This window comes from Bradyrhizobium sp. Ce-3, assembly GCF_022835695.1.
Lineage (GTDB): Bacteria > Pseudomonadota > Alphaproteobacteria > Rhizobiales > Xanthobacteraceae > Bradyrhizobium.
The window spans coordinates 97731-110705 of record NZ_BQUV01000004.1 but is presented as its reverse complement, the minus strand read 5'-3'; the positions used below and the strand labels follow the sequence as shown (position 1 = coordinate 110705).

Sequence of the window (12975 nt, the reverse complement as noted above, 5' to 3'; positions counted from 1 at the left end):
GGAGCGAAGCGACGAAGCAATCCATGGCCCGCGTGTGCGGAAGGATGGATTGCTTCGCTTCGCTCGCAATGACGGGGATAGAGCTGCGCGCGTTAGCCTCGAGGTTCGGCGCGCTCCGCGCCACTCTTCGTGAGGTTCCATGATGTCAACTCCGTCAACCGCCCCGGCTGCCGATCCTGATGCGCTGAGCGCGTTGCTCGCGCCTGAACGGCTCACCGCCGTGGTCGATATCGGCGCCAACCCGATCGCTGTCCCGCCTTATGCGCCGCTGCTGCAGAAGCGCCTGTGCCGGCTGTTCGGCTTCGAGCCGCAACCCAACGCGCTGGCCGAGCTGAACGCCCGCAAGACCGATCTCGAAACCTATCTGCCGCATGTCGTCGGCAACGGCGAGCAGGCCCGCCTGCGGATCTGTGCCGCGCCCGGGATGACCAGCCTGCTGGAGCCCGATCCGCAGATGCTGAAGCACTTTCAGGGCTTCAACGAGTGGGGGCGCATCGTCGCCGACACCAGGATCGCCACCCACCGGCTCGACGAGATCGGCGAGATCGATGCGATGGATTATCTCAAGGTCGACGTGCAGGGTTCCGAGCTTGCGATCTTCCAGAACGGGCGGCGCCGGCTCGCGGAAGCTGTCGTCATCCAGGCCGAAGTCTCATTCCTCCCGCTGTACAAGAAGCAGCCGGTGTTCGGCGAGATCGACCTCGAGCTGCGCAGCCAGGGCTTCATTCCGCATGCCCTGATCGAGCTCAACAAGCGCATGATCTGGCCGATGCGCGGCGTCAATCCCTATGAGGCGTTCAATCAGCTGCTCGAAGCCGATGCCGTCTACGTCCGCGATTTCACCAAGGCCGATGCGATGAGCGCCGAGCAGCTCAAGCATCTCGCTTTGGTGGCGCATCACTGCTACGGCTCCTACGATCTCGCGGCGATCTGCATCCAGCATCTGCTCAACCGCGATGCGATCGTCGCCCAGGCGGGAAGCCGCTATTTCGAGCTCGCCGCGGCGCACCGCGCCGCGACCAAAGCCAGCTGAGGCATCAAGAAAACAGCCGGGCCCCAATCGAGAGCCCGGCTGCTGAAATCTTTGCGGAGATCGTGACCCGGAGCGTTCCGGATCACGATCTTATATTGGCATTACTTCGCGCCGCCGGTGACACCGGTGCAGCCGTCGGTCTGGGTGCCCGACGTGCTGTAGGCCGCAATCGCGGTCGACGAACCGCCGGCCGCGCTCGAGGTCAGGTACGCATTCAGGATGTTGGTCGCCCACACGCCGTCGAGCTCGTGGAAGCCGTTGTTGCGGATGACCTTGGCGACGTTCGGATCGTAGCCGGGATTGTCGGAGTTCGCGGTTGCCGGATTGTAGTTCGGCAGCCCGGTGATCGATCCGCCGTAGAACCAGGCAAGCCAGTTCTTCACGGCGGGCACCCGAGTCCCAGCGGTGTCGCTGTAGCAGCTATAGACGTTGAGGAAGCTTGCGCCGGTGACCGGATAGTCGGTCGGCGACTGCAGCGGGATGCCGATCACGGACAGGCCGTCATAGGTCACGCCGCCGAGCACGGTGCCGGCGGGATAGACCTGGGCATACAGGTTCCAGGCATCGTAGCTGCTGGAGATGTCCGGCGCGTTCAGGTTGGCGAACGCCTGCTGCGCATTGTTCGGCGTCGGCGGGACGAAGTTCTGCGCCCTGCCGTTGCTGCCGACCTGGCCGGGATGATAGACGCCGAGCAGGCGCTGCCGCTCGTTCTGGATGCTGGCTGAGAGCGGCGCCGCGGCGGAGATCGTGTTGCCGGCGATCTCCTCGGTCACGGTCTGTGCATAGGGCTGGGTGAAGTCGGCGCTGAGATAGCCGATCCGGCCGGCGAAGCGCGGATCGGTGCCGATCTTGAGCGCTTCGTGGTTGCTGCCCGAGGCGCTGATCCAGCGCGGATCCGGACGTTCCTCGTCGTCATCGACGTCGTAGGGATCGCTCTGGTCGGATGCCTTCACCGCCTTGATATTGTCGAGCAGGCGGACGAACTTGCCCGAAGGCAGGTTCGCCGTGGTGCTGCCGCCGACGCCGACGCCGGTGAAGATCTTCTTGTAATTGTAGGTGCCGGTCGGGTCGAGCAGCGGGCAGAGGTTGGCGAGGTAGTTGGTGAGGATGAAGCTCGCGCCGGCATCATCCGCACGGTAGACCACCTTGATCGGCAACCGGCCGCTGGTGTAGGCGACCGGGGTCAGCGAGCCGTTGGTGTTGGCGTCGTAGAAGTGCTGGAACTGCTGCACGCCGTTGGCGTCGAGTGCGGGGATCAGCGTCGAGGTGTCGTGCCAGTCCGTCACGGTCGCCGAGAAGATCGCGCAGAGCTGGGCGGCCGAGAGCTGGATCGCGCCGCCGGCCTGGTTGTTCGGCGACAGCGCCGACTGGTTGGTCCAAATGATGCCCGAGGCGGAATTCGCGGTGTTGACCGCAATTGCAACCGGGACCTCCATGGCCGGGACCTGGATCGGCGCGCCGACGGACGACGTGTTGAAGCTCGCGGCCGATTTGCTCAGGGCGGCGATCAGCAGGGTGTTCTGCCAATTGGTCGAGGGGAGGAAATTGCTGAACGAGATGGTGGTCAGGCTTGCAATCGAGCCGGCGAGCGGCGCATCGCTGGCGGCGAAGTCGAGCCGCGGATAGGGATAGCTCTTGAAAGCCGAATTGGCGGTGTCGCGGAACGGCGGCTTGGCGGAAGGCTTCCGCACCACGGCCGGCGCGGTATCCGGGCTGCCGCGGAACAGCTGGCGCGCATCGTCGGCGATGTAGGCGCGCTGGCCGTTGCCGGAGCCGACGGCGGCGAACAAGCCTTCGACCGAGGTCGAGAACATGGTGCAGCTGGCCGGCAGCAGGTTCGGGCTCGGCACCGCGGTCGAGAAGCTCGGCGAGAATGCCTGGCCGTCATTGGCCAGCGTCGCGCCGGCATAGCAGTCGAAGATCTGCCGCAGCGCCAGCGACGACAGCGTGCTGCCGCCGCCATAGATGCCGGTTTGGGCCGCAGCCGGTTGCTGGGCTCCGATCATGGCAGCGGCCGACAACACGACCAGCGAGGTCGTGCCCAGCACGCGTTCGGCGAACGATTTCGTCTTCATGATAACCTTCCCTGTTTTTGTTGCGTGACACGGCAGCGCCGCGCGACCGCCTGACGGCCTCGTGATGTCCGGAACGTCTCGTTCGATGGCTGTGAATGGGACGGCGATGAAGAAGACCTTGCAGGAACGTCTCAAGACAATCGAAGTTGTTCGCCGCGCAGGGCGAACAACCCTGCACGTCGTCGTCGGCTCGGCGCCGATGTGGCTCACACCCCTAAGACAATCTGAATTGGTGCGATGCGCAGCGAGCTTGCGGTGATTTTTCGGGCGGATGAGGTCTCGGATGAGGCGGCTGTTGCGTCTCACCGAGGTGATGCGCGAGCAACGCGATCCGATGCGAAGCTTCGGCCACGAAGAGGACGATGGCGCGCAGCAGGACATCTCACTGCCGCAATTGATCCTGAACCGGAAGCTATTCAACGCGATGGCGAGACTGTAAGGAGAGCGTTGGCCGCGTGCGTCGGGGGGCGCCGCCGGGCTGCGATCGACCGTGGGCGCTTGTCACCGGGCGATCGGACTTGACGAAATAGCGATGGATTTGACGTGGCGAAGACCAAGAAGGCCCGCGCAGCTGCTGGCGCGAAGAAGACAGGCAAGGCATCGGCGCGTTCCGCGATCTCATCGTCCGCACCGCTCGGCATGCTGGCGCTGCATCTGCTCGAACAGTGGACGAAGTCCGGCCGTGACGGCATCGTGTTCCTCGCCGACAGCGAGAACCGGGCGGAGCGCCTCGGCAGCGTGCTGCACTCGCTCGACCCTTCGCTCGAGGTGCTGGTTTTCCCGCGGCTGAATACCTTGCCGTTCGACGGGCTGGAGCCGTCGCGCGAGATCGCCGGCCGGCGCAGTTCGGTGCTGCGGCGTCTCGCCAGGAGCAAGAAGCCGGCCTTCCTGGTGTCGACGGCGGAAGCGATCATGGAGCGGCTGCCGTTGCCGGTAAGCTGGGCGCGCCTCAGCATCAGCCTGAAGGTCGGCGCGCTTTATTCCGAGCAGGATCTCAAGGATCGTCTGGAAGCGCTCGGATACGATCTCGACGAAGAGGCGGATTATCCGGGCAGCGTCCTGTTCCACGGCATGACCTTCGAAGTGTTTCCCGCCGGCGCGCTTGGGCCGTTCAGGATCGAGCATTCCACCGGCGTGATCCGCAGGATCGTGCGCGTCGATCCCGACGAGCACGACGTCGTGTTCGACACGCAGGAACTGGTGATCGATCCGATGTCGGAACGGATCGCGTTGGGAGGCAAGCGGGCGCAGCGTGCGGCGCTGGTGGATTATTGCGATCGCGCGCGCTGGATCGCGGACGCCGGAGTTTCAGGCCACGCCGACAGCTGGCTCGGCACGATCAAGGAGGCGGCCGGCCGCCGGGAGACGGAGCGCGAATATCTCGGTCCCGGCGACTGGAAGCGGCTGGCCAAACGCATCAGCGCGCTGCCGCGCAAGGCCACGTTCACGCCGACCCCCGATTTCTCCAAGGTCGCCTCGTCGCGAAAGGCTCTCCGCGCATTCGTTGCGGACACCGAGCGCGCCGGATCGCGGCTGCTGTTCGTCGCGGCGGTGGAGGACGACTTGCGCGCGATGGAGCGGATGAGCGGGATCAAGGCGGAGCGCGTTGCCGATTGGGACGAGGCGGCGAGCGGACGGGGTGGTGAAGCTGCATTGCTGGCCGACTTCGACACCGGTTTCATTGGTGCGGGCCGCAAGCCGCTTGTCGTGGTGACGGCGACCGACGTGCTCGGCAGCCGCGCCCATCATCCGCAGCCGATGGCCAGGGCATGGAGTGCGGCGTTCGATCATCCCGATGTGCCGGAGCGCGGCGCGGTCGTGGTTCATCTGCAGCGTGGGCTCGCCGTTCTCGACGGCTTGCAGACGTTCGACATGGGCAAGGAATCGGGCAAGGAATCGGGGAAGGGATCATCCCGCGAGATGATCCGGCTGACATTTGCGGGAGATGACGCCGTCCTGGTTCCGCCCGCCGACCTCGCGCTGATCTGGCCGTATGCGGCGGAGCTCGGCAGGCTGGCATTGGACCGGGCCGATGGCAGCACGTGGTGGGCACGACGCGGCAAGGCCGAGCAGGAAATTCAGATCGCCGCCAAGGCGCTCGCCAAGCACATCGCGCAGCGGCGCCGCCGGCGCGCGCCCAGGCTGGTCGCTCCCGGTCCCGCCTATGAGCGGTTCGTGGCGCGCTTTCCCTATTTCACGACGGTCGACCAGGCCAAGGCCATCCGGGACGTGCTGGATGATCTTGCGTCCGGGCATCCGATGGATCGCGTGGTCTGCGGCGACGTCGGATTCGGCAAGACCGAGGTTGCCTTGCGCGCGGCGGCCGCCGTGGCGCTGTCGGGCAAGCAGGTTGCGATCGTCGTGCCGACCACGGTGCTGGCGAGGCAGCACGTCGCGACGTTCCGCAAGAGGTTCGCGCCGCTCGGCATCGAGGTCGGAAGCCTGTCGCGCGCGACGTCGGCTGCGGAGATGAAGCAGACGAAGGAAGCGCTGCGCAGCGGAAAAATGAAGGTCGTGGTCGGCACCCAGGCGATCGCCGCGAAGGACGTGAAATTCGCCAAGCTGAGCCTGGTTATCGTCGACGAGGAGCAGCACTTCGGGGCGGCGGAGAAGGCGAAGTTGTCGGGCCTGGCGAAGGGCGTCCATACGCTCTGGATGAGCGCCACCCCGATCCCGCGCACGCTCGCGGCAGGCCTCGCGGGTTTCCGGGATCTCAGCGTGATCGCATCGCCGCCGGTTCATCGGTTGCCGGTCGCGACCAAGATCGCGCCGCTGTCGGACGCCGCCATTGCCGCTGCATTGCTGCGCGAGCAGCGGCGTCACGGACAAAGCTTCCTGATCTGTCCGCGCATCCAGGATCTCGAGCCGCTGTTGGCGCGCGTGCAGTCGGTCGCTCCGGAGCTGCGCATCGTGTGCCTGCACGGCAAGCTCCCGGCCGACGAACTTGACGACCGCATGATGAGTTTCGTCGAAGGCGAGGCGGATGTGCTGCTTGCGACCAACATCGTCGAGAGCGGCCTCGACATCCCGCGCGCCAACACCATCGTGGTGTGCTGGCCGGAGAAGTTCGGTCTGGCACAGCTCCACCAGCTCCGAGGGCGGGTCGGGCGCGGCGGGACACGCGCCTTCGCCTACATGCTGACGGAACAGATCTCGGAACAATCCGGCAAGCGTCTGGCGGTTCTGGAGGAGTTCAGCCGGCCGGGCGCAGGCTTTGCCATCAGCGAGCGCGATCTGGACCTCAGAGGTGCCGGCGATCTGCTGTCCGAGCGGCAATCCGGTCACGTGCAGGTGTTCGGACCGGTGCTCTACAGCCATCTTCTCAAACAGGCCTCGGAGAAGAGCAACGATCGGGCCGCCGATCTGTGGGTGCCTGATCTCAACCTTCCGCTCGCGGACCTCTTGCCCCGAAGCTACGTGCAGTCGGAAGCGATGCGGCTCGAAATCTATGGCCGCACCGCGAGGTGCCGGAGCGAGGACGATCTGGAAGACCTGGAGGAGGAGACCTCGCGCCGCTTCGGCAGGCTGCCGCCGGCGGCCCGCGATTTCTTCGCGGCGGCGAGACTCAGGATCGATTGCAAGCGGCGTGGCATCGTGCGGCTCGACGTCGGACCCGAGGCCGTCGCGGCGACGTTCCTTCCCGGCAGGCTGCCCAAATCGAGGGCACGATCGCTCGAGCGCGACGGCGACCGCGTGTTCTACGCGGAAAAGACGCACGAGCCGCCGTTCGAGCGGATCGAAGATCTCCTGGATATTCTGGATGAGTGAGTGCGGCGTCGTTCCGCGGCTCCGTGCGCTGATCTCTGTCCTTTCGCCTGCTTCGCGCGCAGTAAAGAAATTTCAGCGTACGCCGACTGCGGAGAACAAACCGACTGATCCTGCGCACTGACATCGCAGTGACATCTAGCGTCGTTACTGGACAGATGTGGCGGTCTGCCCGCCGTCTTCCGGCCTGCTCCGAGCCATCGGAATGCCCCCTTCAGGCGCGAGTCGGGCGGTATCCGGAGCGGGCTATCCTGTTTCAGATACAGGTGTTTTTAGGCCAAATTGCCCAATCCGTAGCCGGAATCAGTGGCGCCGAAACGGGCGCCGTTTGTTGCTGTCTCCGTAGGATTACCCGTTTTGCACATCGTTCCGCCCGGTGTTGCCCAAACTTGTGCCCGCCAGCGGTAACTTAAACATTCGCGTTATATTTCAATAACTTGTGGGGGCGTCACAGATCAAATGCCCGTGATATTTGTGCAACATTTGCCCGAAAACAGCCGCAACCGAGCCCAAACCAAGCGGACTTTTGTTGCGTGATCGGGGGCCTTCTGTCTCATATGGAACTGCGACGGAGGGGGGCATCCCAAGGTCGTCCCGTATTAGGTGGTTCGCTTAAGTCCCTCGCGTTCATGCGGGTGTGTCCGAAGGCGCGAAGCGACTGAGCGGGGATTTAAGGGACAAGGGAACCAACCTGAGGGTGTTTACCCGGCGGATCCGGAACCTTCCCTGAGATAGAGCAACTTGGAGGTTTAACATGAAGATGGTTAAGAGCCTTATCCTCGGCTCGGCGGCGGCTCTCGTCGCGGTCGGCGGAGCTCAGGCGGCCGATCTTCCCGTCAAGGCCAAAGCGGTCGAGTACGTGAAGGTTTGCTCCCTGTATGGTCCCGGATTCTACTACATCCCGGGCACCGACACCTGTATCAAGCTGGGCGGCTACCTGCGCGTGGACGTCGTGGCGAACACCAACTCGGACCACACCGGTAACTACGGTGGCGCTGGCGGTGCGAACAATCGTTTCACCAACGGCTACACCTGGCGCTCTCGTGAAGACCTGAACATCGATACGCGCACCGCGACCGAATACGGCGTGGTCCGCACCTTCTTCGATGCGACCTTCAACTGGACCAGCGACTCGTATGCTGGGCAAGGCAACGGCAGCACCGTTTACAGCGCGATCGGCACCACTGCGGCGCCGAACAACGCCAATAGCGGCGCGGTTGCGGCTGGTACGGTCGGCGTCTACTACGCCTTCATCCAGTTCGCCGGCTTCACCATCGGTAAGGCGGTCTCGCAGTTCTCGGCTCCGTGGGCCAACTATCCGGGCAACAACTTCGACGGCCTCGTCGGCGGCAACAGCACGATCACTGGTGTGAACCAGTTCAGCTATACCGCGCAGTTCGGCAACGGCGTGTCGCTGTCTCTGTCGGCTCAGGACCAGGTGGCCTACACCCAGGGTGGCGTGTTCAACCTCGGTGCTGCCCCGGGCGCGCTCGGCCCGTACGGCGCCGGCGACTATGCCGGCACGATCGCTCCGGACCTGATCGCGGCTCTCCGCGTCGACCAGGCTTGGGGTCTGTTCCAGGCGTCGTTCGCGGCGCATAACAACCACGCAGCCTACTACGGCGGCACCGAGTTGACCGGTCATCCGGACGACAAGTGGGGCTGGGCTGGTGCGTTGGCCCTGTCGATCAAGAACATCCCGACCGGACCTGGCGACACCATCAACTTGCAGGGCGTCTACACCAACGGCGCGACCCGCTATAACCTGCAGGAGCTGTCCGGCACGTCGGGCACCACCATCTTCGGCGGCACGGGCGTTCCCGGCGCCTATCAGAGCATCGGCTTCGGCATTGCGCCCGACTCGGTGTTCATCAACGGTGGTTCGCAGCAGCTGGTTACGACCTACGGCTTCCGTGGTGCGTACATCCACAACTGGAACCCCTACTGGAACACCAGCATCTACGGTGCTTGGGCCCAGGTTAACTACAACAGCACTGCCAAGGGCTACATCTGCGGCCCGGCCGGCAATGGTGTTGGCGGTTCGTTCGGCGCCACCTTCGGGACCGCCGGCCTGACCTCGTGCAACCCGGACTACAGCATCGCGCAGCTCGGTACCCAGACCCAGTGGACCCCGGTGAAGAACCTGACCTTCTCGGCAGACTTCACCTACACCCGCCTGGATCAGAGCTATGCTGGCACGATCGCCTATCCCGGCAGCGCCGCCATCGGCAAGCCGGCTCAGGTGTACGAGCTGAAGGACCAGAACACCTACATGTTGCTGCTCCGCGCTCAGCGCAACTGGTGATCCCCGGTTGATCTGATGTGATCTAACAGAGCCCCCGGCGCCAAAACGCCGGGGGTTTTGCTTTGTGGTGCCGGCTGCTGCGTTACGCGGCGAGCATGTCGCGCACCATCGGCGCCACCTTGCTGCCGTAGAGCTCGATGCTCTTCATCAGCTTCTCGTGCGGCAGCGGGCCGGCCGAGTATTTCAGCTGGAAGCGCGCCGCACCGAGCGCCTTCACGGTTGCCGCGATCTTGCGGGCCACGGTTTCCGGAGCGCCGACATAGAGCGAGCCGTGCTCGGCCTCTTGTACGAACTCGTCGCGGCTCATCGGCGGCCAGCCGCGCTCCTTGCCGATCCGGTCCCGCATCACCTTGTAGTCCGGCCACAGCTCCTCGCGCGCCTGCGCATCGGTCTCGGCAACGTAGCCCGGCGAATGCACGCCGATCGGCTTCGGCGTCCGGCCGAACTGCTGGTAGGCGCGCTGATGCAGGTCGACATAGGGGGCAAAGCGCTTGGGATCGCCGCCGATGATGGCGAGCATCAGCGGCAGGTCGTAATGCGCCGCGCGCACCACCGATTCGGGGCTGCCGCCGACGCCGATCCAGGTCTTCAGCCGGCCGTGCTCGATCGGCGGATAGACCGATTGGCCCTTGAGCGGCGGCCGCAGCTTGCCTTCCCAGCTCACCGGCTCCTGCTTCAGTAGCTCGGTGAACAGGTCGAGCTTCTCCTCGAACAGCTCGTTGTATTGCCGGAGGTCGAAGCCGAACAGCGGGAACGATTCGGTGAAGGAGCCGCGGCCGAGAATCACCTCGGCACGGCCGTTCGAGACCGCATCGACGGTGGCGAAGCGCTGGAACACCCGAATCGGATCATCCGAGCTCAGCACGGTCACCGCCGAGCCGAGGCGGATGTTCCGGGTGCGCGCGGCGATCGCCGCCAGCACGGTCTCGGGTGAGGAGATCGCAAAGTCCGCCCGGTGGTGCTCGCCGAGCCCGATGAAATCGATCCCCAGCTGATCGGCCAGCACCGCCTCGTCGACGACGTTGCGGATCACCTGGGCATGGGGCAGCGGCGCGCCGGCAGCGTCCTTGGTGACGTCGCCGAACGTGTCGAGCCCGAATTCGAGGGAGGTGGTCATCAGTAGTCCAGTTGTCGGCGTGGCAGAGATCCGCCACGGGCCACCCATCGCACGCAGGCCGGAAGGTCGTGTTGCTGCGGAATTGTCCGCAAGCCTGCGCTGTGGAGCCTTCGGTTGGAGATGATCTGGAGCTATGGCCTGTTCGCGGCCCGACAAGGTCACGCCGCGAAACGCTGGGTTTCCAGTCGCGCCGGTGTGCAGCCGGGGCTGCCCCCCCGCGGCGATCAGTCCGGGATGACCAGGAAGCCGGCCCGCGGGAAATGCACCACGACCTCGCCTGTGCGTTCGTCGGACCGGCGGATCGCGATGTGCTGCGCCGACAGCGAGACTATCTCGCCGCGGACCGGGACCTTGCCGTAGTCATCCGGCATCACGCTGACGATGTCGCCCGGCTCGCGCCCGTTCGGATCCGCAGGATCGCCGAAAGCGGGCGACTCCGGCCGCGCCTTCGCCGCGATCTCGAGTGCGTCGGCCGACGACATCTCGGTGCGCGCGCCGTGGCCGATGGCGCGGATGCGCTCCTCCCAGGCGGCCACGCGCGGGAACGGCTTCATGATCTCGTCGATCGTAGCGACGCTCTGTCGTGCGTACCACACGTTCATGTAAGTGCTGACGTCGGCGAGGCTGAACTCGCCGAACAGCCAGGGCCGGCCGTCACCGAGTTGCGCCTCGATCCAGTCGACATTGGCGCGGAACTGGTCGCGCATCTGCGGCAGTGCAGCGGTCATGGCGGCAACGTCGAACTTGGCGCCGCGCAGCTTCTCGCGATCGGCGATGAAATCCTGCGGGACCTTGTCGCCGATGAAGCCGAACGCGAGGGTGACCGTATTCTGGAAGAACGGCCGGTCGGTCCACATGCCGAGCGCCCAGGGCATCCCTGCATGGCCTGCGGGAAACAGCGTCGGCGTCGGATAGCGCCGTTCCAGCTCGCGGATGATGATCTGGGTGTCGCAATAGATATCCGCGCCGATCTGCATCGTCGGTGTGCGGCGATAGCCACCGGTCATCGGCATCAGATCCGGCCGCGGCATGATCCGGGAAATCCGTACCGAGTTCCAGGCCAGCTTCTTGAATCCGAAGATGACGCGGATCTTCTCGGAGAACGGCGATTGATCGAAATGATGCAGGATCGGCGTGGGCAGCGACATGGCCTTCTCCCGGGATATGGTGAGATCTCGACGGACCTTGCCGCATAGCCTGACAAGATTTCGGCCGATCGCAACCCATTTCCACGGGAGAACGGCGACGTGCCGTCAGAACTGTTCCGCCCACGGTCGCAGGTCGAGCTCCAGCGTCCATGCACTGCGATGCTGGTGATGCAGCACCCAATACGCGTCCGCGATCGCTGCGATGTTGAGCATGCCATCCGGCCCGCGCTCGTCCTTCAATTGCGGGCGCAGGCTCAGCAGGCGATCGCCTTCGATGCCGCCATCGACCACGACATGGCCGACATGGATGCCCTGCGGTCCGAACTCGCGCGCCACGCTCTGCGCCAGCGCACGCAGCGCCGCCTTGGCTGAGGCGAATGGCGCGTAATTGGCCTTGCCGCGCAGCGAGCCGCTGGCGCCGGTGAACACCAGCGTGCCGCCGCCGCGCGCCAGCAAGGCGGGGATCGCGGCCTGCGCGAGCTGGAAGCCGCCGAGCGCGTGTTCGCGCCAGTGCTCCTCGAAGCGCTGCTCGCTGACCTTGAGAAACGGCGCCGGCCGGTTGGAGCCTGCATTGTGCACGGCCATCGCCAGCGGCGCGAGTTTTTGCGCGGTCTCGACGAAACGGGCAACGTCGGCTGCGATGGACGCATCACCGACGACATGGGCGACCTTGGCGCCGCTTGCCGCGAGTTCGGCCGCCGTCGCAGCGAGCTTCTCTGCATTGCGACCCGCGATCGCGACAGGATAGCCGCCGGCCGCAAAGCGGCGCGCGATCGCGGCGCCGAGGCCGTTGGAGGCGCCGACGCCCGCGATCAGCACGCTGCCCTGCACCGCGGTCGGCCCGAGGCCGGAATGGTCGTTCATGGCTTGCTCCATCAAGGTGCCCGCGGCGCGGGCAAAAATCATTCGTCGGACGCCATCGCGATGATGGCATCACGCACCGTGCGCAGAACGGCGTCGGACCGCTTCGTGTCGGTAAGCACGCGCGAGATCGCGAGCGCACCTACCATCGCGCTCACCGCGACGATTGCGCTGCTGTCGTCATCGTCGTCGCCGAACGTCTCGGCGACCTTGGCGATGAAGGATTCGATGTGCGGCTCCATCACTGCGCGGCACTGCGCGTCGGCGCGGCCGACATCCGAGATCAGCGCGCCGATCGCGCAGCCTGACTTCGGCTGGTCGCGATGGCTGCGGCTGAGATAGCTTCGCACCAGCGCGTTGACGCTGACCGGCTTGTCGGGATCGCGCGCTGCGTGCGCCGACGCTTCGCCTGAATTCAGCGCCTGTTGCAGCGCCGCGGCGATCAGGTCGGAGCGCGAGGCGAAGTGCCCATAGAAGCCGCCATGGGTCAGCTTCACCTGCTGCATCAGGCTGCCGATGCTCAGCGCGTCTAGTCCCTTGTCGCGAATCTGCGTCGCCGCCTCGTTCAGAATGCGCTCACGGCTCCTGGCCTTGTCGGCCTGGGAATGGCCCATCTCGCAGTGCCCCTGTTTGACTCTCGTTCTGGATTATGACCATCATGCATCTGGATG

At 65.2% G+C, this 12975-nt stretch carries 9 protein-coding genes; 4 read left to right on the top strand and 5 right to left on the bottom strand.

Going from position 1 to position 12975, the window contains the following annotated elements:
* Nucleotides 1–142 precede the first annotated feature (142 nt).
* Nucleotides 143–1033: an FkbM family methyltransferase gene (locus BRSPCE3_RS15190; RefSeq protein WP_244066663.1), complete on the top strand. Its 891-nt coding sequence runs from the start codon at nt 143–145 to the stop codon at nt 1031–1033.
* Nucleotides 1034–1134: 101 nt separating this feature from the next.
* On the opposite strand, the gene BRSPCE3_RS15185 is transcribed toward BRSPCE3_RS15190, so the two are convergent.
* Nucleotides 1135–3108, bottom strand: a complete 1974-nt coding sequence (locus tag BRSPCE3_RS15185; RefSeq protein ID WP_244066662.1) for a substrate-binding domain-containing protein — start codon at nt 3106–3108, stop codon at nt 1135–1137.
* 283 nt (nt 3109–3391) lie between these two features.
* Between BRSPCE3_RS15185 and BRSPCE3_RS15180 the strand changes: the two genes are divergently transcribed.
* The 3 genes from BRSPCE3_RS15180 (at nt 3392) to BRSPCE3_RS15170 (ending at nt 9178) form a co-directional block, all read left to right on the top strand.
* Nucleotides 3392–3547, top strand: a complete 156-nt coding sequence (locus tag BRSPCE3_RS15180; RefSeq protein WP_244066661.1) for a hypothetical protein — start codon at nt 3392–3394, stop codon at nt 3545–3547.
* Nucleotides 3548–3747: 200 nt separating this feature from the next.
* Nucleotides 3748–6876 carry a DEAD/DEAH box helicase gene (locus BRSPCE3_RS15175; protein WP_244067247.1) on the top strand — a complete coding sequence of 1043 codons (3129 nt, stop codon included), beginning with the start codon at nt 3748–3750 and terminating at the stop codon, nt 6874–6876.
* Nucleotides 6877–7627: 751 nt separating this feature from the next.
* Nucleotides 7628–9178, top strand: coding sequence for a porin (locus BRSPCE3_RS15170; RefSeq protein ID WP_244066660.1), 1551 nt, complete (start codon nt 7628–7630; stop codon nt 9176–9178).
* An 82-nt stretch (nt 9179–9260) separates the two neighbouring features.
* On the opposite strand, the gene BRSPCE3_RS15165 is transcribed toward BRSPCE3_RS15170, so the two are convergent.
* The 4 genes from BRSPCE3_RS15165 to BRSPCE3_RS15150 all read right to left on the bottom strand — a co-directional run bounded on the left by BRSPCE3_RS15165 (nt 9261) and on the right by BRSPCE3_RS15150 (nt 12918).
* Nucleotides 9261–10295 (bottom strand): LLM class flavin-dependent oxidoreductase, encoded by a 1035-nt coding sequence (locus BRSPCE3_RS15165; RefSeq protein WP_244066659.1) that lies wholly within the window; start codon nt 10293–10295, stop codon nt 9261–9263.
* Between the two features lie 224 nt (nt 10296–10519).
* Entirely contained in the window at nt 10520–11443 is a 924-nt protein-coding gene (locus BRSPCE3_RS15160) for a glutathione S-transferase family protein (protein ID WP_244066658.1), read from the bottom strand.
* A gap of 105 nt (nt 11444–11548) precedes the next feature.
* A complete protein-coding gene (locus BRSPCE3_RS15155; RefSeq protein ID WP_244066657.1) occupies nt 11549–12307 on the bottom strand; it encodes an SDR family NAD(P)-dependent oxidoreductase in 759 nt (252 codons plus the stop codon).
* 38 nt (nt 12308–12345) lie between these two features.
* The gene (locus BRSPCE3_RS15150) at nt 12346–12918 is read right to left on the bottom strand and encodes a TetR/AcrR family transcriptional regulator (protein ID WP_244066656.1); all 573 of its coding nucleotides are present in this window, start codon (nt 12916–12918) and stop codon (nt 12346–12348) included.
* Between the last annotated feature and the right edge of the window lie 57 nt (nt 12919–12975).